Consider the following 24,058-nt stretch of genomic DNA (forward strand, 5'->3'; position numbering starts at 1 on the left):
GACTCTGCGATGTCAGCCGTTATAGGGCATCACGGGATTTTTTGCACCCTCGATCAGTCGGCAAAACTGGCTGCGGGGATCGGCTCACGCCTCGCCGACAAGGGTCAGCAACCGGCTCACGGTCTGCTGGATCGGCCCGGAATTGTCCAGCAGCACCAGCGCCGGATCGTCCGCCGCCAGAGCGCCTGCGCCGAGGTTGAACTGCGCGTTGCGCGCCAGCCGTGCCTCGATGTCCGGCAACGATTCCCGGCCACGCGCCAGCAGGCGCTCGCGCAATACCGCCTGGTCCACCGTCAGCAGCACCGCCAGCAGCTCGGGATAACGCGCGCGAGCCTGCGCCAGATAGCCGCGCGAGCCGTTGACCAGCACATCCTGGCCATCCGCCAGCCACTGGTCTATTTCGCGGGGAATGCCGTAGCTCAGGCCATTGGCCTCCCAGCTCAGGGCAAAGGCGCCCTGCTGGCGCATCTGCGCAAACTGCTCGGCGCTGACCCCGTGGGCCGCCTCGCCGACCGCCTCGGCGGAGCGGGTGATGACCCGCCGCACGATCCGACAGCCACGTTGCGCCAAGGGATCGCGGGCGGCGTCGAGCAGGCTGTCCTTGCCGGAGCCCGAAGGCCCGATGAGATAGATCAACCTGCCCGCCATCACCACATCCTCTGCACGTGTCGCCACGCCTGGATCACCGGCTGGCCAAATCAATAATCGCCGCAAAGGATATCCAATCGCCGCCGTTTTTCCAGTACTGGCCGCCTACAACCCCACCCCCATCCTGTAGGAGCCGGGCTTGCCCGCGAACCGCCCTACGGGCGGCCATCCCACCCAGCCTCAAACATCATTACGCGCCACCAACCGTGAAAAGCTCGCCAGGCAGGCCGCCGCCGCAAACCCCGCGCCGATATACAAGGCCAGCACCGGCCCCTGATGGCTCGACAGACCGAAACTCAACGCCACCAGCGCCGCCCCGGTCGACTGTCCGAGCAACCGCGCCGTGGCAATGGTGCCGCTGGCGCCACTGCTGCGCTCGCGGGGTGCGCTGGTCAGCAGCGCCTTCTGGTTCGGCGACTGGAAGAAACCGAAGCCCAGCCCGCAGATCACCATGCGAATACCGATATCCAGAGCACTCGGATCACTGGGCAGCAAGGCCAGGGACAACATCCCCAGCGACAGCACGCCCAGGCCGATGCCCCCCAGCAACCCGGGCGGATAACGGTCCGACAGGCGCCCGGCGAACGGTGCGATCAACGCCACCACCACCGACCAGGGCGTCATCAGGTAGCCGGTCTGCACCGGATCGCGGCCCAACACCGTCTCGAAAAAGAACGGCAGTGACACGAACGCCAAGCCCTGGGTGGCAAAGGAGCAGAATGCCGTCAGGGCCGACAAGGCAAACATCGGCCGCTTGAGCAGATCGAGCGGAAACAAGGGGGCCGGGTGCCCTGCCTCACGGCGAATCATCAGGTAACCGGCGCACACGCATACCAGCAGTGCCAGACAGATCGCCGTCGCGCCGGCAAACTGGGCACCCTCGCCCAACGCATAGATCAGCGAACCGAAGGTCAACGCACTCAATCCCGCAGTCCCCCAGGCAAAGCGCTGGCCATTGGGCGGTGTCTGCGGCAACGAAGGAATCGCCATCGCCAGCGCGAGCAGGCCAATCGGGATATTCACCCCGAACAGCCAGGGCCAGTCGGCCACCGACAGGATCAGCGAGGCCACAGTCGGCCCGGCGGCGAAGGAAATGCCCACCACCAGGGCATTGAGGCCCATGCCCTTGCCGAGCTTTTCCGGCGGAAACAGGCTGAAGATCAGTGCCGCATTGACACTCATGATCGCGCTGCCACCGATGCCCTGCAGCACCCTGGCAAGCGTCAGCTGGGTCAGGGTGGTCGACATCGCGCACAGTGCCGAAGCCACCGTGAACAACACCAGGCCAAACATGTAGACCCGACGATGCCCAAGCACGCCGCCGAGGGAAGCGAAGGCCAGGATGGTCGCCACTGCCGCCAGTTGATAGGCGTTGATGATCCACACCGAGGCCGCCGGCGTGGTGTGCAGGCTACTGGAAATGGCCGGCAGCGCCGTATTGGCAATGGCGGTATCCAGCGACGACAGGCCGATGGCGATCAGGATCGCCAACATGCCACTGGCCTGCCGCGACAGACGCAACCTGAAAAACCCCGATAACCCGCTGATCACACACCCCCGAAATCCGCTGCACCGCGCGGATCATGACTGCTTGCCCACTATCGATAACGGCCTCTTGCTGAACCTTGCCTGTACAACCTCGAACAAGGCGTTGTCGCGTCTCGCCGCCCATGGTGATCCCATAGCCCTGCTTGATAAACTAGCGCTTTCTTGGATCACTCCCAATAAAAGGTTGGCAATGGACGTCCTGGCTAGCATGAAGGTCTTCGTCAAGGTGGTGGACCACGGCAGCTTCAGTGCGGCAGCCCAGTCCATCGGCATTTCCTCGACCATGGTCGGCAACCACGTCCAGAGCCTGGAAAAACACCTGGGCACCCGCCTGCTGCACCGCACCACCCGCCGCCAGAGCCTGACCGAGATCGGCCAGGGCTACTACACCCAGTGCCTGGCCATTCTCAGCCAGATCGAACAGGCCGAACTGATCGCCCGTGAACAGCGCGCCCATCCCCGTGGCCGTCTGCGGATCAGCGCCTCGGCGACCCTGGCCTCGGACCGCCTGATGCCGGCGATCGCCGCCTACCTCAAGCTGTACCCCGAAGTGAACATAGAACTGCAGTTCAACGACCGCGTGGTGGACCTGGCGGAAGAAGGTTTCGACGTGGTGTTCCGCTACGGTGAACTGCCCAACAGCGGCCTGGTGGCCCGCCTGTTGAACAAGAACCGGCGCATCGCCTGTGCGTCGCCGGCGTACCTGGAGGCTCACGGCACGCCGCAGATTCCGGCGGACCTGCAGCAGCACAACTGCCTGGTGTTCCTGCGGGCCACGGCGCAGCGCGACTGGCTGTTCCGCGGGGTAAGCAATGAAAGCGTACGGGTGCATGGTCAGCTATCGGCCAACAACGGCAACGCCCTGATGAACGCGGCACTGGAAGGCCTCGGCATCGTTCTGCTACCGCAGACACTGGTGCAGGAGGCACTGAAGGATGGACGCCTGGTCCACCTGTTGCCCGATCACGAGACGCTGGACCGGCCATTGCACCTGGTGTACCTGCCAGACAAGCACATGACGCCGAAGCTGAGCAGTTTTATCGAGTTCATGTTGGGAAGGTTCGCCTGACCACAAAAGCTCCAGCCCCCTTCCTGCAGCAAGTCCATGAGAAGCATCAAAACGCTCTGATCCACCAAACGCATCAATCCATTCTAAAAATGCACTTATCAAATCGATAAGGCTGATCCAGTATCCCCGCCAATAAAAATCTGCACGCGATGCAGGCCATAAAAACGCTGGAGACCTAACGATGCACGCCACACCACCCACCGCCAGTTCCGCCCGTGCCAAGGCGGGCGCGGTCTTTCGTGTCACCTCGGGCAACTTCCTCGAGCAGTTCGACTTCTTCCTGTTCGGCTTCTACGCCACCTATATCGCCGCCGCCTTCTTCCCCGCCAGCAGTGAGTTCGCCTCGCTGATGATGACCTTCGCGGTGTTCGGCGCCGGCTTCCTCATGCGTCCGTTGGGCGCGGTGATCCTCGGCGCGTACATCGACGAGGTCGGCCGGCGCAAGGGGCTGATCGTCACCCTGTCGATCATGGCCAGCGGCACCATCCTGATCGTGCTGGTGCCCGGCTACGAAAGCATCGGCCTGTTGGCTCCGGCCCTGGTTCTGCTCGGGCGCCTGTTGCAAGGGTTCTCCGCCGGTGCGGAACTGGGTGGCGTTTCGGTTTACCTGGCAGAAATCGCCACCCCAGGCCGCAAGGGCTTTTTCGTCGCCTGGCAGTCCTGCAGCCAGCAGGTCGCCGTAGTGGTCGCCGCCGCCCTGGGTTATGGGCTGAACCAGTGGATGGCCCCCAGCGCCGTCGCCGACTGGGGCTGGCGCATTCCGTTCATGGTCGGCTGCCTGATCGTACCCTTCATCTTCTTCCTGCGCCGCAACCTGGCGGAAACCGAGGAGTTTGCCCAGCGCAAGCGTCGTCCGGAAATGCGCGAAGTGTTGAACACCCTGGCGCAGAACTGGGTGATCGTGATCGCCGGGATGCTGATGGTCGCCCTGACCACCACCGCCTTCTACCTGATCACCGTTTACGCGCCGACCTTCGGCAAGACCGTATTGCATCTGAGTACCGCCGACAGCCTGCTGGTGACGCTGCTGGTGGGAGTTTCGAACTTCTGCTGGCTGCCCCTGGGCGGCGCCCTCTCCGACCGCATCGGCCGACGCCCGGTGCTGCTGACGATGGCCGGGCTGACCCTGGCCACGGCCTATCCGGCACTGGCGCTGCTGGTCAAGGCGCCAAGCTTCAGCAGCATGCTGCTGGTGCTGCTGTGGTTGTCGTTCCTCTACGGGATGTACAACGGCGCAATGATTGCCGCGCTGACCGAGATCATGCCGGCGGAAGTCCGCGTGGCCGGTTTCTCCCTGGCCTACAGCCTGGCGACCGCCGTGTTCGGTGGCTTCACCCCGGCGATTTCCACGGCGCTGATCGAATACACCGGCGACAAGGCTGCGCCGGGTTACTGGATGAGTTTTGCGGCGATCTGCGCGCTGTGTGCGACGGTGTTCCTGTATCGCAAGGCGAATATGCAGCTCAAGCCGGCCCTGTAGATCAGCGCACCGCTCTCCATCTTTCCTACTCAAACAAGAGAAACCCGATGAAAGCACTGTTCCTGAAAGTGGCCCTGATCGGCAGCCTGGCCCTGGGCGGCGTCGCCCAGGCCGAGGAAGTTCGCGTGATGACCTCCGGCGGTTTCACCGCTGCCTACAAGATACTCGGCCCGAAATTCGCGGCCGAAACCGGCAACACCCTCGACACCGCCCTCGGCCCGTCCATGGGCAAGGCGCCAGAGGCAATCCCCAACCGGCTGGAGCGCGGCGAGAAGGCCGATGTCGTGATCATGGTCGGCTACGCCCTCGACGAACTGATCAAGCAAGGCAAGGTACTGCCTGACTCACGCGTCGAACTGGCCGACTCGCGCATTGGCCTGGTGGTACGCGAAGGCAGCGCCAAGCCGGCGATCGGCACCGAGCAGGAGTTGAAGAACACCCTGCTCAAGGCCAAGTCCGTGGCCTACTCCGATAGCGCCAGCGGCGTGTACATCCAGGATCAGCTGTTCAAGCGCCTGGGTATCGAGGCGCAACTCAAGCCCAAGGCAAGCATGGTGCCGAAAATCCCGGTGGCCTCGGTGGTCGCCACCGGCGAGTACCAGCTGGGTTTCCAACAGGTCAGCGAACTGCTGCCGGTGCCGGGGGTGACCTATGTCGGCAAGATCCCGGAATCGCTGCAGTCGGTGACCCGCTTCGCCGCCGGCATTCCCGTGGGCGCACAACATCCGGAACAGGCCAAGGCACTGCTGCAGTACCTGGCAGCCCCGGCCGCCCAGGCGACGGTCAAGGCCACCGGGCTGGATTCCGTCAGCCGTTGACCGGCTGCTTCATTTCCACGATCAACCGCTCCAACTCCAAGGCCGCCGGGGTCAGCACCCTGCCCCGGCGCTTGAGCAGCCCGACCTTGCGCATCACCTGCGGTTCGACCAGCGGCACGCTGGTCAGGATCGGATGCTCCGGCCCCGGCATCGCCATGGTCGGCACTGCGGCCACGCCCAATCCCGCCTCCACCAACCCGATCATGGTCGTGACATGCCGAGTCTCGCATACACCCGGTTTTTCCGGGGTGATGCGGATCAGTGCCTGGTCGAGCAGAAAGCGGTTGCCCGAGGTCTTGTCGAGGCTGATGTAGTCCTGCTGGTACAGCTCCTTCCAGCTCACACTGGCCCGCCCGGCCAGCGGGTGGTCACGACGACAGGCGACCACGTAGCGCTCTTCCACCAGCAGCTCGAACTCGATTTCCGGCTGCAGGTTGCCGGTAAAGCTCAGGCCGAAATCCGCCTCGCCGCTGAGTACCGCGGCGTGCACGTCGTTGGCGCTGGAATCGAGCACCTTGACCTTGATCTTCGGATACTGCCGGTGATAGTGGGCAACCACCCTGGGCATGAAGTAGTAGGCCGCCGACGGCACGCAGGCCACGGTGACATGCCCCAGCCGGGTCGAAGCGACATCGGTGATGCCCAGCAGCGCCACATCCAGGTCGTCCAGCAGGCGCTCCACCGTCGGCGCGAAGGCGCGGCCGACCTGGGTCAGGCTGACCCGTCGAGTGGTACGTTCGAACAACCGCACGCCAAGCGCCTCTTCGAGCTTTTCCACCCGCCGACTGAGGGCCGGCTGGGACAGGTTGATGGCCTGGGCCGCCTTGCGAAAACTGCCCTGCTCGACCACGGCGCGGAAGGCCTGCAGGTCGTTCAAATCGAAGTTGATGGCCACGGGGGATACTCACGAAAACTGATTGATCAGTTTAACGCATGAGTTCCCCTGATAGATGCATTGTGCCGTTTTAGTCGCGCAACATCAGCCAGTCGCGTTGCAGATCACTGCCACACTGGAAGGTGGTCTCGCCGACGATACGAAATCCCTGGCGCTCGTAGAAGCGGATCGCCCTCGGGTTCTCCTCGCTGACACTCAGGCGGACCGGGCCCGCCAGATACTTGAACGATTCGCTCATCAGGAATCCGGCGGCCCCTGTGCCGTGGAATTCCGGTGCCACGTAGCAACGGGTGAATTCCTGGGCCGCGTCGGCGATGTCGACGCCAACGGGGTCGGGGGTGAGAGTCAGCAGGCTGTAGCCGATCAACTGCTCATCCAGCTCAAGCACCAGGAGAATCTTGCCGGGCTCTTGCAGCAGGCCGCCGAAATGCACGGGTTGCAGATTGCCCTCGATATGCCGGGCGATTTCCAGCGCCGGCGTACTGGCCGGACAGGCCATGGCGAAGGTCCGGCAGGCGATATGGCTGAGCTGCACGCAATCGGCGGTACTGGCGTGGCGTACCTTGAAAGGCATCATGGGCGGGTCTCCGTGAGCAACGGCGGCATCGGGCAATCCAGGATATCGGCGACGGCTCGCATAAGTTCAGCTTCCGCAGCGCTGACCTGGCCATCATGACCAATACAGCAAGCCATGGCCTTGAGCAGTTGCGGCTTCTGCAACGGCAACAGGCTGGCCAGGCGATGCAGGGCCGCCTCCAGCGCCTTCAGGTCGCCCTCGGTCTTGAAGCCCGGCACCACGAACGGCAACTCGGCGCAGCCATGGGCGTAGGCCTGCCCTGCCTTGATCGGATCAGCCTGGCCGGCGCGGGCGAGAAACGACAACAGCAACGAAACCTCGTCAGCCAGCGTCTCCAGCCGGTGCTTGCCGGCCACCGAGCGCAGCCCTTCGACATTGCGCTCGACGATGCGCAGCAACGTCCACTCCATCAGCTCGACACGGTCATCGGCACGAATCAGCAAGGCCATATGACGCTTCATGGCGGCGAACTCGTCCTTGCCCAACTGCTTGAGCGCCGGAATCGACAGGTCGATCAGGGCCAGGCGTTGGCCCTGGGGCACGTCGCGCAGCGGTGCACGCAAGGCCTCCAGTCGTTCGGCCAGTGCCGGTTGCAGATGCGGGCGCAACAGGTCGAGCTGCTGTTGTCGAAGCACCTCAACCGAGTCGAGCAACAGGCCGTAGACCAGCGCCTGGGCACCTTCCTTGTCGTGGGCAGCCTGGATCAGGGCTTCAGGCAGGGCTTGCAGCGTGTCCTGGGCCTCTTGCAGATGCGCCAGGCCAGGGTCACCGATGGCAGCGATGGACTGGGCAACCGCCGCATCGGCAAAGGCTGGTGCCTTGGGCAGGCGGACAGGCGCGGTCGGGGGCGCAACCAGATCCGCGGGATTTTGCCTGGAGCGTTTCACCTGCGGATACTGGCCATCCCACCCTGGCTCGACCCGACGAATGCGCTCCTCCAGCGGCGGATGAGTGGCGAACAGGCCGTCGATGGCCGACTTGATACCCGCCCCGAAGTAAAGATGGCTGAATTGCGCCGCGTTCGCCGCCTGCAACTGCGAACCGGCTGCATGGCCGCCGATCTTCTTCAGGGCACCGCCGATGCTGTCGGGATTGCGGGTGAACTGCACCGCCGAGGCATCGGCAAGGAATTCGCGCTGGCGACTGACAGCGGCCTTGATCAGGTTGCCGAAAAACGTCCCGGCATAGCCAAGTATCAACAAGGTCAAACCGATGGCCAGCTTGAACAGCTCGCCCTTGTTGTCATTCGAGGAGCGGCGCGACGAACCGGTATCGCTGCGCAACACCCAGGAGCCGATCAGGCCGATCAGCAGGATGCCGTGGAGCAAGGCGATCAGGCGCATATTCAGGCGCATGTCGCCGTTGTAGATATGGCTGAACTCGTGGGCGATCACGCCCTGCAGCTCTTCGCGATCAAGCAGGCTCATCGCGCCCCGGGTCACGCCGATCACTGCATCCTTGGGACTCAGGCCGGCGGCGAAGGCATTGATGCCGTCATCGTCGAGGACATACACCGACGGCACCGGCGTGCCGGAAGCCAGGGCCATTTCCTCGACCACATTGAGCAGGCGCTTTTCATAGAAGTCCTGCGGCGCCAGGTTGATCAGGCGCCCGCCGAGACTTTCGGCGACCATCTTGCCGCCGGCATTCAACTGCACGCGCTTGTACAACGAGCCACACAGCACCACGCCGATCACTACCACCGCCACGGCGATGACCAGCGACGGGTCGAGTACCGGTGTCACGCTGCGCCGGCTTTCCGATTCGCCATAGAAGTGCCAGATCAGGGTCAACGCCAGGCTGGTCAGGGCGATCAGGCTGGCGACCGCCAAAACCATCAGCAGGACCAGTTGGCCGGTGTGACGGCGGGCGCGGTCCTGGTGTTCAAAGAAATTCATGAGCCGTCCGTGGTTGGCAGATTAGAACGACACCTTGGGTGCAGCCTGGATCTCGGCGCTGTCGGCGAACTCAAGCAGGCTGGCATCGGCACCATGGCCGAAGGCTGCGGCGAAGAACACCGGCGGGAAGGTCTGCTTGTAGGTGTTGTACTCCATCACCGAATCGTTGAAGGCCTGGCGGGCGAAGGCCAGCTTGTTTTCGGTGCTGCTCAGTTCCTCGCTGACCTGCTGCATGTTCTGCGAAGCCTTGAGGTCCGGGTAGGCTTCAAGGGTTACGTTCAAGCGGCCAAGCGCGTTGTTCAGCAGGCCTTCGGCGCTGCCCAGCTGGGCCATGCTGCCGGCATCGCCCGGCTTCGAGGCTGCGGCCTTGAGGCCGGTCACCGCCTGGTTGCGCGCATTGATCACCGCTTCGAGGGTACCGCGCTCGTGAGCCATGTAGCCCTTGGCGGTTTCCACCAGGTTGGGGATCAGGTCGTGACGGCGCTTGAGCTGGACCTCGATCTGGGCGAAGGCGTTCTTGAAGCGGTTACGCAAGGTCACCAGCTTGTTATAGATGCCGATGACATAGAAGACCAGGAGAGTAATGATGGCCAGGATGATCAGGGTGGTGGTCATGCGACGTCCTTATCTTCGTCAGAAAATGAGAGGCGATGTTAGCGCAAAATCCATGGCAAGCGCAGGCAAGCCTGAGGCCGGCAGCTTTGCGGATTGCCTCCTTTCGCGACCGGCTTTACCAATCGGGTCGAAATCTTCATTTGATCAAACCCGGCGCGGCACACAATCATGACCAGACATTTTCCCATGCAGGTCAACGCCGCTTCATGTCGCGTCTTTCCATAGCTGTCACGCTGCTGTTCTCGCTGATGACCCACAGTGTTTGGGCCGAAGACACCCGCCACGTCCAGGAGCCGCGCCTGCCCAGCCAGGTCTGCGCAACGCTCGAACCGCTCGCCACGACCTGGCAAAGCGAAACTGCCCGGTTGCAGAATGCCCTGAACCACTGCCCCCAGGGCCAGGCCGTGCGCCTGAAAGCCGGAGCGAATGACGCGGTGTTCCCCAGCGGTCCCTTGCAGATCCCCTCCGGCGTGACCCTGTGGCTGGACAAGTCCGTGGTGCTGGCCGCCACCACCGATGCCAGGGCCTACGACGCCGGCGCCGGAACCTGCGGCCGCATCGACGACAAGGGCAACGGCTGCCGCCCCTTCATCCACATCGATCGGGCCCACGGCAGTGCGATCGTCGGCCAGGGCGAAATCGACGGCCAGGGCGACAAGCCTATCCAGGGTCGCAACCAGAGCTGGTGGCAACTGGCACGCCTGGCTCAGAAGCAGAACGGCAAGCAGAACAATCCGCGCCTGATCGAGATCGACCGCTCCCGCGACATCACTCTCTATGGCCTGCGCCTGCACAACGCCGCCAACTTCCACGTGGTCGCCTATCAGGTCGATGGCTTCACGGCCTGGGGCCTGGTCATCGACACCGCCGCCGACGCACGCAACACCGACGGCATCGACCCCATGGGTTCGAGCAACGTCACCCTGGCCCACAACTCCATTCGCACCGGTGACGATAACGTCGCCATCAAGGCCGGCTCCCAGGGGCCCAGCCGACATATATCGATCCTCGACAACCACTTCTACAGCGGGCATGGCATGTCGATCGGCAGCGAAACCACCTCGGGAGTGTCCGATGTGCTGGTGCGCGGGCTGACCCTCGATGGCACCACCTCGGGTATCCGGATCAAGAGCGATGCCTCGCGGGGCGGGCTTGTCCAGGACATTCGCTACCAGGACATCTGCCTGCGCAACAACCGCCAGCCGATCGATATCGACACGGCCTATGCCAGGGACGCTGCCGGCAACGCCATTCCGGTCTACCGCGACATCAGCCTGCAGCATGTCCAGGGCGCCGATGGAATCCTGCGCATACAGGCAAGCGGCGCCTCGCCGGCAATCGGCATGACCCTGGACGACGTCCACTTCGCCTCGACCGCGCAGTGGCAGGTCAGCCGCGCCGACATCAAGGTCGGCGCCGGCGGTGTCAGCCCGGCCGTGCCTGGACTCGCCGCGCAGGCCGGTCATTCGAGGGTGTCGAGCTGCGACCAGCGCTGGACGAACTTCCCGGGCGCTACCGATTCTCCGGGCGCGCTCAAGGTCAGTACGAACGAACGCTATCGGCATGTACAGGATGCAATCGACGCCGCACACCCAGGCGACCGGCCCAGCGCCGACGCGTCACGGTTGCTCGCGGGGGCCGATGGCTGGAATCCGCGATAGCCGTCCACCCCTCTACCTGCGACAAATCATCACACATCCGACGACAGTGCCGAAAATCGCACCATGGCGTCTTCTTTTGCGCATTCGCGCCCGTTAAGATTCGCGCCTGCGTTGCCAGCCCAGAACTCTTATAAAACCCCCGCCTGCAACAACCGTCATTTCGTCCGTTTCCTGAGGTCATCATGTCCCCGCAATTATTGGCCACGGCGCTGGCACCGCTATTGGGTCTGTTCATCATCAGCATCAGCAGCGCACTGATGTCGTCCCTGACCACCCTGCGCCTGGATGCCATGGGGTTTTCCGCGAGCATGATCGGCGTGGTGTCGTCGGCCTACTTCGTCGGCCTGACCCTCGGTTCGATCTTCAACGAGCGGCTGATCGTGCGCATCGGCCACATCCGCGCCTACAGCTGTTTCGCCGCGGTGATCGCGGTGACCATCGCCCTGCAGGGCCTGAGCCACGACCCGTGGGTGTGGTCCGGCCTGCGCCTGATCGGCGGCTGGGCGCTCGTCGGGGTGTACCTGGTGGTGGAAAGCTGGTTGCTGCTGGTGGCCGAGCCGAAGATCCGTGGGCGCCTGCTGGCGGTGTACATGATTGCCCTGTACGGCGCCGGCCTGATCGGCCAGATGAGCCTCGGCCCGGTCATGAGCGCCAGTGAAAGCGTGCCGTTCACCATCGCGGCCATGCTCGCCTCGCTGTCGCTGGTACCGATCGCCATGATTCCGCGGGTCACCCCGCTGGTCGAGCGTGCCGAACCGCTGCCGGCCGGCCAACTGATCCGCATCACGCCGACCGGCGTCATGGGCTGCTTCGGCTCCGGCGTGATCATTGCGGCGGTGTACACCCTGCTGCCGCTGTACCTGCAAAAAGTCGGGCTGAGCGCCACCGAAGTCGGCCAGACCATGGCCGCAGTGATTTTCGGCGCCATGGTGCTGCAATACCCGGTGGGGCGCTGGTCCGACCGCAAGGACCGCCAGACCGTACTGATCGTGCTCGCCGCCGCCTGCGTGGTGCTGTCGGCGATCGCCCTGCTGCTGCCACCTTCGGGTTGGCCGATGCTGGTAGTGATGTTCCTGCTCGGCGGCAGCGTGTTCGCGGTGTATCCGGTGTCGGTCAGCCACGCCGCCGACAGCGCACCGTCCGGCGCCCTGGTACGGATGATCCAGGGCCTGCTGCTGATCAACTCCCTCGGTTCGGCGGTCAGCCCCCTGGCCATTTCGCCGCTGATGGAATGGTCCGGCCCGTCCGGACTGTTCTGGGCGTTCGCGGTGCTCAACCTGGCGCTGGTGATGTTCTTCGTCTGGCGTCGCCGCGCGCACCCGGTGACCGTCGCCGCCGCGCCGTTCGCCGCCGCCAGCCAGTACTCGGCAACCGGCGTGGAACTGCGCATGACCCAGGACCTGACCGAAGCAGTAGAGGCTCACGAAGCCGCGGAACAACCCACCCCGGCGCGGTAAACGGTTGGCTGAGGCCCGCTACCCGTCCACGGGGATGCGGGTCACCGCCTTGACCTCGCGCAGCGCCAGGCTCGACTGGATCGATGAGATGCCCGGCTGGCGGCGCAGCACGTCCTCGACAAAACGCCCATAGCTCTCCAGGTCGGCGGCCAACACGGTCAGCACATAATCGGCCTCCCCCGTCAAGTACTGGTACCCCGACGTACCCGCCTGGATGCCGGCATTCTTCACCCTGTTCCTGCTATTGGGGCTGAACATGCTCGCGGTGCGGGTGTTCGGCGAGGTCGAGTTCTGGTTCGCCATCATCAAGATCGCGGCTATCGTCCTGCTGATCCTCACCGCGCTGTTCCTGATCGGCACCTCGTACACTTCGCCCAACGGCGTGGTCGCCTCCTTCGGCCACATGGTCGAGCCGCAGTCGATCCTGCCCCACGGCCTCAGCGGCTTCTTCGCCGGTTTCCAGATCGCCGTGTTTTCCTTCGCCGGCACCGAACTGATCGGCACCACCGCCGCCGAAGCGAAGAACCCCGAGCGGACGCTACCCAAGGCGATCAACACCATTCCCTGGCGCATCCTGCTGTTCTACATCTTCGCCCTGGTGTGCATCATCAGCGTGGTGTCCTGGGCCGAAGTGCCGGCCAACCGCAGCCCGTTCGTCGAACTGTTCCTGCTCGCCGGCTTCCCCGCAGCGGCCGGCATGATCAACTTCGTCGTACTCACCTCGGCCGCCTCCTCGGCCAACAGCGGCGTGTACTCCGGTTGCCGCATGCTGTTCGGCCTGGCCCTGCTGTTCATCATTCCCGAGGTGATGACGATGTTCACGCTGATCTCGACCATCTCGGCGATCCTGGTGATCTTCACCTGGTCGATGATCCTCGCCGCCTACATCGCCTATCGCCGCAAGAACCCGGCAGCCCACCAGCGCTCGAACTTCAAGTTGCCAGGCGGCGTACCAATGGCCGTCGCCACCTTCGTGTTCCTGATGTTCGTGCTTTGCCTGCTGGCCCTGCGGCCGGATACCCGCACGGCGTTGTACTTCATGCCGTTGTGGTTCCTGTTCCTGGTCGTGGCTTACCCGCGCAGGAAAACGCTTCAGCCAGTCGCGGCCACTGCCCCCGCCTCGCTGGAAAGGCATTAAGACAGGGAACGCCTTTTCTGACCCAAAGATGGTATTAAGGAGGACATCTTGTAGGTAACATCCTACGCAGATCATCACAGCTGCGAGTCGCCAATGCCAGGGAATGCTCCGTTTGAACCGCCACGCTGGACGCGCGACCTGTTGCGCTTCCTGCCGCTGAAAAGCCAATTCGTCCTGTCGGGGAACATTCGCGACCTGCAAGCCTGCGAAGTGGCCCCCGGCACGGTCACGGCCCAGAGTTTCAACCAGGCACTGTGCGATGCCCTCCTCAACAGCGGCTATGCCCAAGTGGTCAGCTGGGACCCGGTGACCGGGTTCCGCGTCCCCGGACGACCGGGCAACGACCCGGCCACCGGGCATGCCCTGCTTACCGAACTGGGCCTCACCCCGGTGGACGGCGTCGCGCCAGCCGGTATCGACCTGCTCGGGGCCACCCTGCAACGGTTGGTCAATCGCGCTGGCGAGCCGATCGCCCTGATCATCGACTTCGCTTCCCGCCTGGTGGTGCGCAACGATTCGCTGAGCGCGGCCGAGCACCAGTTGTTCACCCAGGCCCTGGTAATGTCGCACCAGACCCGCAGTCGCCCGGCCGGCGAACAGCGCAAGCCGTTCTTCAACAGCGTGCTGTGGGTAGTGGAAAAGGAAGTTGACCTGCCCGACTGGCTGCTGGTCGACAACCCGCGCCTGCGCCACATCCCCGTGTCCAAACCCGACCAGATCGCCCGCCGCGCCCTGGCTCCCGCCCTGCTCAAGGGGCTGTCGAGCAAGCCCGAGGCCAGCGAACAGGAACGCCAGGCCGCCATCGACGCCTTCGTCGAAAACACCGAGGGCCTGCTGCTGCTCGACCTGAGCGCCATTGCCCAATTGGCCCGGGTGGAAGACGTGCCGATGGAACGCATCACCGATGCCGTGCGCCGCTACAAGGTCGGGGTCACCGAAGACCCCTGGCTGAAGATCGACCGGCAACGCATCCGCCAGGCCGACGAGATCGTGCGCCGGCGCGTCAAGGGCCAGGCCCACGCCGTGACCCACATGCTCGACATCGTCAAGCGGGCGATGACCGGCGTCGGTGCCAGCCGCAAGGGCAATCGCCCCCGAGGCGTGGCCTTTCTCGCCGGGCCCACCGGGGTCGGCAAGACGGAGCTGGCGAAAACCATCACCAGCCTGCTGTTCGGCGACGAAAGTGCATACATCCGCTTCGACATGTCGGAGTTCAGCGCCGAACATGCCGACCAACGCCTGATCGGCGCCCCACCGGGCTACGTCGGCTACGATGTCGGTGGCGAACTGACCAATGCCATCCGCGAGAAACCCTTCAGCGTGGTGCTGTTCGATGAAATCGAGAAAGCCCACCCGCGTATCCTCGACAAGTTCCTGCAGATCCTCGACGACGGTGTGCTGACCTCCGGCCGCGGCGACCGGGTGTATTTCTCCGAGGCGCTGATCGTGTTCACCTCGAACCTGGGCATCTACCGCCAGGGCGAAAACGGCGAACGCGCGGCCAACGTCCTACCGGGCGAGCCCTTCGAAACGGTTCGCGACAAGGTCCACGGCGAGATCGACCGCTACTTCAAGCTGGTGCTCAACCGCCCGGAAATCCTCAACCGTATCGGCGAAAACATCATCGTCTTCGACTTCATTCGCGAGGATGTCGCCGAGCAGATCTTCACCCAGATGGTCGAGAGCACCTTCGCCGACCTGCGCGACCAGCAACTGACCATCGAGCTGGCGCCCGCAGCCCGCCAGGTGTTGCATGACCTGTGCCTGCGCGACCTGTCCAATGGCGGCCGCGGTATCCGCAACCAGCTCGAGGCGCGCCTGCTCAATCCGTTGTCCCGAGCCCTGTTCGACCAGGATGCGCAGCCCGGCCAGTCGTTCCTGATTACCGCCCTGGATGCCAACGGCCTGAGCCTGGAACGTCGCTGACGATGGAACTGAGCCTGTCGCGGGTGCATTTTCCGGTCACCACACTGGGGCCGGGGCGGCGCCTGGGCATCTGGTTCCAGGGTTGCAGCATCCGTTGTCCCGGCTGCATTTCCGCCGACACCTGGGGCCCCGGCCGCTGGCGGATCGGCCTGCCGCAACTGTTGGCAGACCTGCAACCGTGGCTGGCCGAAGCCGAGGGCATCACGATCTCCGGCGGCGAGCCGTTCGAACAATTCGCGGCGTTGCAGGCCCTGCTGAGTGAACTGCGACGCCTGAGCAACGTCGACATCCTGGTCTACAGCGGCTACTCGCTGGAACAGCTCGAACCCAGACTGAAGCAGGCCCGCGGTTTGATCGACGGCCTGATCAGCGACCCGTACCTGCAGGAACACCCCCAATCGATGGCCCTGCGCGGCAGCGACAACCAGCGGCTGAGCCTGCTCACCGAACTGGGGCGCGAGCGCCTCGCCACCTACGAACGCCAGCTGGTCCCTGCCGACAAGGCCCTGGACCTGATGTTCGCCGACGATGGCAGCGTCTGGATGGCCGGTGTTCCCCAGCGTGACGACCTGCTGCGCCTGCGCGACCTGCTCCAGGACCAAGGCCACCAACTACAGCTGAGCGCCCATACTTCGCGGCCTCGCCAAGGGAAGTGATATCAATGATTCGTTTTTGCCCGAACTGCCACTCCGAGCGCCAGCTCGCGGAAATCTTCTGCGAAGGCTCCATCGGTGAGCATGCCTGCGGCTGGGATCTCTCCGGCGAGGCCATCCATCCCGATGGCTGGCGCCCCCAGCCGGTCATTACCGAGGCCGACCTAGCCCCGGCCAGCAGCGAAGCCACCACGGTAGCCCCCGCAGCCCTCTGCGAGAATGGCCACCCCATGGAGGCCGGCGACCTGATGTGCCATGAATGTGGCAGCGGGCCCGCTACGTCCGAGCCAGCGCTACAGCCGGCTGATATCGAGACGCCACAGCAACAGCCCGACAGCGCCACACTGGTCGATGGCTGGCAGTTGCTGCGCCAGATCAGTCAGACCGATGGCATCCGTGAACGCTACCTGGCCCAGCACGGGGACAGCGGCCAGCAGGCGGTTCTGACCCTGTACCGCCCCGGCGCCGAACCGGACCCGGCCATCTACGACGTGATTCGCCGGCTGCCCCGCGAGCATGTCCCGGAAATTCTCGCCACCGGCCGCTGGGACGAGCGCGCCTACGAGGTGATCGAGGAACTGACTGGCGGCACGCTGGCCGATCTCGGCATCGTCGTCGGCGACGACGCGGCGGTCCGCCATGTGGTCGGCGAGCTGGGCCAGGCCCTGCATGCCTTCAACGAAGCCGGCCTACGCCACCGCGACCTGCGTCCCGCCAGCCTGCTGGTGCGCAGTCGCGAACCGCTGGACCTGGTGATCAGCGGCTTCGGTTCGGCACGACTGTCCGAGTTCGACCTGGACATCGTTTCCCCGCTGGAAACCAGCCGCTACATGGCCCCCGAAGCGATCGCCGGTGGCGTGGCCCCGGCCTCGGACTGGTGGAGCCTGGGGATGATCCTGCTCGAGCAGTTGACCCAGGGCGCCTGCTTCGAAGGCATCAATCCAAACGCCTTCCTCATCCACGTGCTGGCCAATGGCGTACCGATTCCCGGCGACCTCGACCCGCGACTGAACCTGCTGCTGCGCGGCCTGCTGGCCCGTGACCGCCACCAGCGCTGGCAGTGGCCACAGGTGCAGGACTGGCTCAATGGCGTGCCGGTAGAGGCTCCGGCCTCGTCCTATAGTGAGCAGGATGACGACGAAGGCGCCGCCATCACCCTGGGCAGCCAACGCTTTCGCAAGCCGTCGGTATTCGCCCTCGCGGCCGCCCAGGCGGACAACTGGGCCCAGGCCCTCGACCACCTGCTGCGTGGCGTAATAGTCACCTGGGCCGAACACATCGGCCTGGAGCCCCGGCTGCTGGCCGGTTTGCGCCAGGTGGCCCAGCACGAAGGCATCGAGGACGATTTCCGGCTGATGCTGGCTCTCAAGTTGCTCAACGGCGAAATCCCGCTGATCTATCGCGGGGAAATTGTCACGCCGGGCTGGCTGCTGGATCATCCGCTGGAAGGCTATCGCCTGATCAGCGGCTCGCTGCCCGACCTGCTCGAACAGTTGCAGACCGAAAGCTGGCTGTCACGGCTCAGCATGCGCGCGCAGAACGTTCGCCAGCGAGCGCTGCACCAACACATCGAGGTCGATGAAGAGCACCTGCGCATCTATCTGTTGTCCACCTCCCGCGCGCGCCTGGCCGCCCAGTGGCAGGAGCGCCAGCGCCTGCTGCCGGACACCGAGCATCCGGGCCTGCAAGCGCTGTCGGAACGCCGGGTAATCGCCGAAGAGGACCTGATCGTCCTGCTCAGCGCCAACATCAGCCAGTTCCGCGCGGCCACGGCGATCGTCGAGGAGGCGGCCGGCCTGGCCAGGGACGCCGAGGTCCGGCTGTTCGACGTCGACAGCGCCACGGCCCTGCTGGAGCATCCCCGGCAGGAACTCTATCGCGCCGTCGACGAGCGCATCAGCGGTTTCGCCTGCAGCGGTGTGCCGGTGGTGGACGAATGGGCGGAACAGTTCCGCCTGGAGCGGCGCATGCCCCTGGCCAGGGCCCTGGTACTGCTGGCGATTCCCGCCGAGCAATGGCTGGAGCCGCAGAAGCAGCAGTATGTCTCGCAGATCCTCGATTTCTTCGAGAAGAAGGTCGTCACCGCAGTCATGCGTGGACCGCTGGTGCGCATGAGCATCGGCAAGACCACCGCGCGGGTCGATCTTCAGGAGCTGGACAGCGAGCGGCGCCCCGCCGCCGCCCTGCTCGATCACCTGCTGTTGCGCAACGCCCGCTCGGTCAGCCTCGACCCGGAAAGCTTCCTGGCCAACGCGCAACTGGAATCACGGCTCCATGCGTTGCAACGGCAAAGCTCGCTGTACAAGCGCGATACCGGCATCGACGGTTTGTACCTGGGTTTCCCATTCCTGCTCAGTCGTGACGCCCGTGGCAATACCCGCCCACGCATCGTGCCGTTGCTGTTGTGGCCGGTGAAACTGATCGTCGAAGTGGGCAGCCGTGCCCAGGTGGCGCTGGCCTTCGACGGTGAGCGCGAGGAAGTCCGGCTCAACCCGGCACTCGAAAGCCTGCTCGGCCCCGAAGCCTGCAAGCAATGGCGCAAGACGGCGGATGAATTGCTGGGCCGCTCGGCGATCCGTACCGCCGATGTCATGGACGCCTTCGGCATGCTCGCCACGAGCCAGTCAAGAGCCCTGACCGCATTGCCGCCCACCAGCATCGAAGTGACACCGTACAAGGACGAGCTGGCCTGCGCCGCCGTGCTGTTCCACGTGACCTTCATGGGCCAGGCGATCGGCGAGGACCTGCGCCAACTGAAGTCGATGTCGCCGGGCGGTACCGGCCTGGAAACCGCCTTGCGCCTCAAGGAGCCCGGTGAAGTACAGACCGTCGAGGCGCCGCCCGAACTGCAGCGGTTCTTCACCGTGGCCAGCGACCCCTCCCAGGAGGCCGCCGTACTGCGCGCCCGGCAAAGCCCGGGGCTGCTGGTCGAGGGTCCGCCAGGCACCGGCAAGAGCCAGACCATCGTCAACATGGTGGCCGATGCCATTGGCCGCCAGCGCAGCCTGCTCATCGTCTGCCAGAAGCACGCCGCGCTCGAAGTGGTGCACAAGCGCCTGGTCGCCGAAGGCCTGGGCCAGCGCATTGTCATGCTCAACGACGTCAACCGCGACCGCGAGCCGGTCATTCGCAGCATCCGCGAACAACTGGAAGCACTCTTCATCGATGGCGCCTGGGCCACTGACTGGCAACGCCAGCGCGAGCGCCTGGCAGCCCGGATCGAAACCCTGGAGGGCGAGCTGGATCGTTTCCACCAGAGCCTCCATCGCATCGATGAACCCACCGGCATCAGCTATCGCGGCTTGCTGGGCGAGCTGATCGAACTGGAACAAGGCAGCCCTCCCCTGGATTTCCCGGCGTTGCGCCAGCGCCTGGCGGCACTGGATATCGGCAGCCTGACGCGGCTTGAGGAAAACTGTGCGCCACTGATCCGTCTCTGGTTGCCGGCCCGTTTCGAAGGCAGCGCACTGGCGCAACTGCAAGCCTTCGCCGCAGACCCGGCGACCCTGCAAGCCTTCACCGAATGCCTGCAAGGCTTTGTCGCGGCGGAAACAGCCCGCCAGAGCGTGTTGCAGGAGCACCTGTCGAGTTTCGAAGTCGATGACCCGACGCCCTACCGCGCCTGGATGGCCGGGCATGTCGAGGCGCTGCTGGGCCTGAAGGAGGAACAGCGCCAGCGCCTCGCCCGCTGGCTGCCGCTGTTTCGCCGCAACGAAACGGCGCAGACGCTGCGCGGGGAAACCCTGCTCGCCGAGCTGGGCGATATCGAACAGCAATTGCGTCAGCTGGACCCCGGCCACTACCTGCCGGCCCACTCCCCGGCGCTCAGCGGCCTTGCCGACAAGGATCTGGAGCGCTTGCGGGTACAGACCGGCCAGGTGCTGAACGCCACGTCCTGGCTGGCCCGGATCAACCCGTTGCACCTGCTGCGGCGCAGCCGCCTGCGCACCTTCCTGCGCAGCCACGACGCACAGGCCGACGATTCGCGCCTGCCGGCGCTGCTGGCGGCCACCGAACTGGAAACCCATGCACGCCCGCTGCATGCGGCACTGAACGCCGCACGTCAGGCCTTGGGCCTGGAAGCGATTGCCCAGAACGTCCGGCTGGAACTGGAGAGCCTGGCCAGCCTGGATATCCGCCACCTGCGGGAAATCCAGGCACTGGCCCAGGGCCTGGCGCTGGCACCACGCCCAGAGCAGGTCGATACCGCCATACTCACCGGCCAGAAGCAGAGCTTCGAAGCGCTGCTCAAGGACCTGGACGCCGCCCTCATCCGCCAGGGTGCACGCCAGCACAGCCTGGATCGGCTCACCGCACTGGCCGACTGGATCGGCGAAGCGCTGCGCCAGGCACTACAAAGTGCCGTCAGCCGCAACGAAAGCAATCTGCTGACCCTGAACCGCTTGCAGCAGGACCTGCCCGCACTGGCGGCCTACCAGCGTTTTCGCGGGCGCGCCGGTCAACTTGGCCAGGCCGACCTCGAACTGCTCGCCGTGCTGCGCCAGATACAGGACAAGCTCGAACAGATCCCCGCCGAACAGCTCGAAAGCGCCGTGCGCCGGCTGCTCAACCGGGAAGCCCGGCTGGGCTGGAAGCACCGGATCGAACAGGCCAACCCGGAACTGCTGTTCGGCCAGGACGAAGCCAGGGCGAAGATCGCCGGCCTCGCCGAAGCCGATATCCAGATGCGCCGGCTCAACCGCGAGCTGCTCGGCAAGGGCATCGACCCTGCCCGCCTGGGCAGCCGCAAGCAGTGGGAAGACGTCACCCGCCTGACCGGCAAGCGCTCGCGACGCCTGCGCGAGTTCATCGAAATGGGTTCGGAACTGGGCCTCATGAACCTGCGCCCGGTCTGGCTGATGAACCCCGACGTGGCCAGCCGTGTACTGCCGCTCAGGGCCGGCCTGTTCGACATCGTGATCTATGACGAAGCCTCGCAGATGCCGGTGGAGTTTGCCTTGCCGACCCTCTATCGCGGACAGGTCACCGTGGTCAGTGGCGACGAGAAGCAGATGCCACCGACCGCGTTCTTCTCAAGCCGGGTCGAGAGCGACGAAGCCGAGCTGTTCGATGGCGACATGCCCGACGAGGACGCCGACGAAGAGCAACGCGAAGCCTTCGAGGACACCTGGAACCGCCGGGAAATCAAGGACTGCCCGGACCTGCTGCAACTGGCCCGCAACGTCCTGCCCAGCACCACCCTGGAGATCCACTACCGCTCGGCCTACCGCGAGCTGATAGGTTTCTCCAACGCGTCGTTCTACGGCAATCGCCTGAGCGTGCCGGTGCGTCATCCCCAGGCGAATATCCTGCGGATCAAGCCCCTGGAGCTGATCCAGGTGAACGGGCTCTACCAGAACCAGAGCAACGAACGGGAAGCCGAACGGGTCGTCGAACATCTTGCCGAACTGTGGCGCCAGCCCTACGACCAGCGCCCCTCCATTGGCGTGGTCACCTTCAACCGCAAGCAGGCCGACCTGATCGAGGAGCATCTGGAACGGCGCGCCGAGGAAGACGAGCTGTTCCGCCAGGCCTATGCCCAGGAGCGCGAACGCCTGGAGGACGGCGAAGACATGTCGGTGTTCGTCAAGAACGTGGAAAACGTCCAGGGTGACGAGCGCGACATCATCGTCTTCTCCACCACCTTCGGTCGTAACGGCCAGGGCGCCTTCCGTCGCAGCTTCGGCGTATTGGGGCAGAAAGGCGGCGAACGGCGGCTGAACGTGGCCGTCACCCGTGCCCGCCGGAAGGTGGTGCTTATCACCTCGATGCCGATCGCCGATATCTCCGACATGCTCAACACCCACCGCGCGCCCAACAGTCCCCGCGACTACCTGCAGGGTTACCTGGAATACGCCCGCAGCCTGTCGTCCGGGGAGTTCGCCAGCGGTGCCAGCCTGCTCAACCGCCTGCAGACCGACCGCAGCGAGGCCCGGCGCCGCCAGCAGCAACAGCGCGACGGCTTCGTCAGCACCGTCGGCGAGTACATCCAGTCCCTCGGCTGGCAAGCCACCGGCGCCAACGAGGGTGATGCCTTCGGCCTGGACTTCGCGATCGAGAACCCGACCACGGGGCTCTACGCCATCGGCATCGAATGCGATTCGCCCTGCCATGCGCTGCTGAACCGCGCCCGCGCCAGGGAAATCTGGCGGCCATCGGTGCTGCACCGGGCCATCCCGAGCCTGCACCGGGTCTCGTCCCATGGCTGGTACCACGATGGCGACAACGAGCGCGCCCTGCTCCGGGCGGCCATCGAAAACGCCCTGCAACCTGCCCTCGAACCCCAGCCGCACAACCCGGCAACCGCAACGGAGACCAGCGCATGAGTGGACCGAAAGTCGTTCGCATCGTCACCCGGGAAGAGATCGTGGCGATCTGCGAAGCCCACCTCAAGCGCCTGGCGATCGCCCTTGAGCGCTGGCAGGTGCAGGCCGGCAGGATCGGCGAACTGAGCGAGACCGACCGCGCCGCCGCCGTGGCCCGGCATGAGCGCCTGCAGGCGTTGCTGCAGCAGGATCAGTTGCGCGAACTGCAAAAGGCCGTACCCGTCGAAATCGACTACCTGGAGCGCGACCTGGAAGAACGTGAGGAGCGGGCCATCATCCGTGCGACGCAAAAGCGCCAGCAACAGCGGCGCGTCCACGAAAACGCCGCCACCCTGCTTCAGGCCCTGCGGGCCAAGCCTGGACTGGCCACCAGCGAGTTGTTGCAGGAGGTCGGCGAGCTGGCCCAGGGCGCTCGGCGCGAAGACGCCGATTCTCTGCTGGCCAAGGGTTTCGCGCTGCTGGCCACTGCCCCCGAGAAAGAAACTCTCGGCACGGAGCAACACGCCCTCGCCCAACGACTCAAGAGTGACGCGCCGGCACCGTCGCTCGCCGACTGGATCGCCAACCAGCCGCTCGACGACTCACGGGATGTGCGCCTGCTGCGCATCGACCGACACATTGCCGAACTGCAACTGCTGCAAGGCGCCCAGGCTGCCGAAACGTTTGTCCTGAAACTGGCGCAGGCCGAAGCCGAGTCCCGCCCGCAGACACGCAACCTGCTGCTCGACAGCCTGGTACTCGACCTGGCCCACGCCACGCGCCGCTACCAGCAGCAACGAGCGCACTTCAACCAGTTGCAGGATCTCGCCACGGAAGTGGCGGCGCTGCAGGACGCGGCCCACCAGCCGTTGCTGGAACAGATCGCCCGTGGCGAAGCGGACCCGCAACAGATGGCCGAACTGATCGAACAGTGCAATGCCGCGATCGCCGCCCATTTGCAGGCACAAGCGGCGGTTGCCCGTCGCCAGGCAGTCTTGCAGGGGCTGGCCAGCCTGGGCTACGAAACCCGTGAAGGCATGGAGACCGCCTGGGCCCAGACCGGTCGTGTGGTGCTGCGCAAGACGGCCACGCCGGGGTTTGGCGTCGAGGTCGGCGGCAAGGCCGACACCGGTCGCCTGCAAGTTCGCGCCGTAGCCATGAGCCACGATCGTGACAAGACACGCGACCGCGACATCGAGACCATCTGGTGTGGGGAGTTCCAGCGGCTGCAAGCGCTGCTGAAGAGCCAGGGCGGCGACCTGAGCATCGAACAGGCCCTGGAGATCGGCCAGGTCGAACTGAAGGTGGTGGCGGCTGCGGAGCCGCAAGCCGCTGACTCCGCCAAGGCGACCACCAGCACCAGGACCTAG

General features: G+C 64.9%; 15 protein-coding genes and 2 pseudogenes. 10 read left to right on the forward strand and 7 right to left on the reverse strand.

What is annotated here, in order from left to right:
- Positions 1-84: 84 nt before the first annotated feature.
- Positions 85-648, reverse strand: a complete 564-nt coding sequence (gene phnN / locus AC6I6U_RS20090; RefSeq protein ID WP_497883070.1) for a phosphonate metabolism protein/1,5-bisphosphokinase (PRPP-forming) PhnN — start codon at positions 646-648, stop codon at positions 85-87.
- Between the two features lie 180 nt (positions 649-828).
- Positions 829-2,142, reverse strand: a complete 1,314-nt coding sequence (locus AC6I6U_RS20095; protein WP_497877773.1) for an MFS transporter — start codon at positions 2,140-2,142, stop codon at positions 829-831.
- Positions 2,143-2,386: 244 nt separating this feature from the next.
- Here AC6I6U_RS20095 and AC6I6U_RS20100 point away from each other — a divergent pair, with 244 nt between their 5' ends.
- The 3 genes from AC6I6U_RS20100 to AC6I6U_RS20110 all read left to right on the forward strand — a co-directional run bounded on the left by AC6I6U_RS20100 (position 2,387) and on the right by AC6I6U_RS20110 (position 5,563).
- Entirely contained in the window at positions 2,387-3,265 is an 879-nt protein-coding gene (locus AC6I6U_RS20100; protein ID WP_497877774.1) for a LysR family transcriptional regulator, read from the forward strand.
- 181 nt (positions 3,266-3,446) lie between these two features.
- The gene (locus AC6I6U_RS20105; RefSeq protein ID WP_497877775.1) at positions 3,447-4,745 is read left to right on the forward strand and encodes an MFS transporter; all 1,299 of its coding nucleotides are present in this window, start codon (positions 3,447-3,449) and stop codon (positions 4,743-4,745) included.
- 47 nt (positions 4,746-4,792) lie between these two features.
- The gene (locus AC6I6U_RS20110; protein ID WP_497877776.1) at positions 4,793-5,563 is read left to right on the forward strand and encodes a substrate-binding domain-containing protein; all 771 of its coding nucleotides are present in this window, start codon (positions 4,793-4,795) and stop codon (positions 5,561-5,563) included.
- Here the strand turns inward: AC6I6U_RS20110 and AC6I6U_RS20115 are convergent.
- The 4 genes from AC6I6U_RS20115 to AC6I6U_RS20130 all read right to left on the reverse strand — a co-directional run bounded on the left by AC6I6U_RS20115 (position 5,553) and on the right by AC6I6U_RS20130 (position 9,548).
- Complete coding sequence (locus AC6I6U_RS20115; protein ID WP_497877777.1) at positions 5,553-6,458, reverse strand: LysR family transcriptional regulator; 906 nt, start codon at positions 6,456-6,458, stop codon at positions 5,553-5,555. The two genes, AC6I6U_RS20110 and AC6I6U_RS20115, sit on opposite strands and share 11 nt — an antisense overlap.
- Before the next feature lie 70 nt (positions 6,459-6,528).
- Positions 6,529-7,035: a GNAT family N-acetyltransferase gene (locus AC6I6U_RS20120; RefSeq protein ID WP_497877778.1), complete on the reverse strand. Its 507-nt coding sequence runs from the start codon at positions 7,033-7,035 to the stop codon at positions 6,529-6,531.
- Positions 7,032-8,933, reverse strand: a complete 1,902-nt coding sequence (locus AC6I6U_RS20125) for a M48 family metallopeptidase (protein ID WP_497877779.1) — start codon at positions 8,931-8,933, stop codon at positions 7,032-7,034. The genes AC6I6U_RS20120 and AC6I6U_RS20125 overlap by 4 nt, the downstream gene beginning before the upstream one ends.
- A 21-nt stretch (positions 8,934-8,954) precedes the next feature.
- The gene (locus AC6I6U_RS20130; protein WP_497877780.1) at positions 8,955-9,548 is read right to left on the reverse strand and encodes a LemA family protein; all 594 of its coding nucleotides are present in this window, start codon (positions 9,546-9,548) and stop codon (positions 8,955-8,957) included.
- Between the two features lie 206 nt (positions 9,549-9,754).
- Here AC6I6U_RS20130 and AC6I6U_RS20135 point away from each other — a divergent pair, with 206 nt between their 5' ends.
- Together AC6I6U_RS20135 and AC6I6U_RS20140 are read left to right on the forward strand one after the other, a co-directional pair.
- On the forward strand, positions 9,755-11,209 hold the full coding sequence (locus tag AC6I6U_RS20135; RefSeq protein ID WP_497877781.1) for a glycoside hydrolase family 28 protein: 1,455 nt from the start codon (positions 9,755-9,757) through the stop codon (positions 11,207-11,209).
- A gap of 182 nt (positions 11,210-11,391) precedes the next feature.
- Entirely contained in the window at positions 11,392-12,666 is a 1,275-nt protein-coding gene (locus tag AC6I6U_RS20140; RefSeq protein ID WP_497877782.1) for an MFS transporter, read from the forward strand.
- Between the two features lie 18 nt (positions 12,667-12,684).
- Here AC6I6U_RS20140 and AC6I6U_RS20145 read toward each other — a convergent pair.
- Positions 12,685-12,852, reverse strand: a pseudogene (locus tag AC6I6U_RS20145) (Lrp/AsnC ligand binding domain-containing protein); the annotation flags it as partial.
- On the opposite strand from AC6I6U_RS20145, the pseudogene AC6I6U_RS20150 reads away from it, so the two are divergent.
- The 5 genes and pseudogenes from AC6I6U_RS20150 to AC6I6U_RS20170 form a co-directional block, all read left to right on the forward strand.
- A pseudogene (locus tag AC6I6U_RS20150) lies at positions 12,848-13,804 on the forward strand (amino acid permease); the annotation flags it as partial. The pseudogenes AC6I6U_RS20145 and AC6I6U_RS20150 sit on opposite strands and share 5 nt — an antisense overlap.
- Before the next feature lie 93 nt (positions 13,805-13,897).
- Entirely contained in the window at positions 13,898-15,730 is a 1,833-nt protein-coding gene (locus AC6I6U_RS20155; protein ID WP_497877783.1) for an AAA family ATPase, read from the forward strand.
- A gap of 2 nt (positions 15,731-15,732) precedes the next feature.
- Positions 15,733-16,386, forward strand: coding sequence for a 4Fe-4S single cluster domain-containing protein (locus AC6I6U_RS20160; protein WP_497877784.1), 654 nt, complete (start codon positions 15,733-15,735; stop codon positions 16,384-16,386).
- Positions 16,387-16,391: 5 nt separating this feature from the next.
- The gene (locus tag AC6I6U_RS20165) at positions 16,392-22,709 is read left to right on the forward strand and encodes an AAA domain-containing protein (protein ID WP_497877785.1); all 6,318 of its coding nucleotides are present in this window, start codon (positions 16,392-16,394) and stop codon (positions 22,707-22,709) included.
- Entirely contained in the window at positions 22,706-24,058 is a 1,353-nt protein-coding gene (locus AC6I6U_RS20170; protein ID WP_497877786.1) for a hypothetical protein, read from the forward strand. Before AC6I6U_RS20165 ends, AC6I6U_RS20170 begins: the two co-directional genes overlap by 4 nt.

This window comes from Pseudomonas sp. UTLPPB19802 (genome assembly GCF_059730225.1).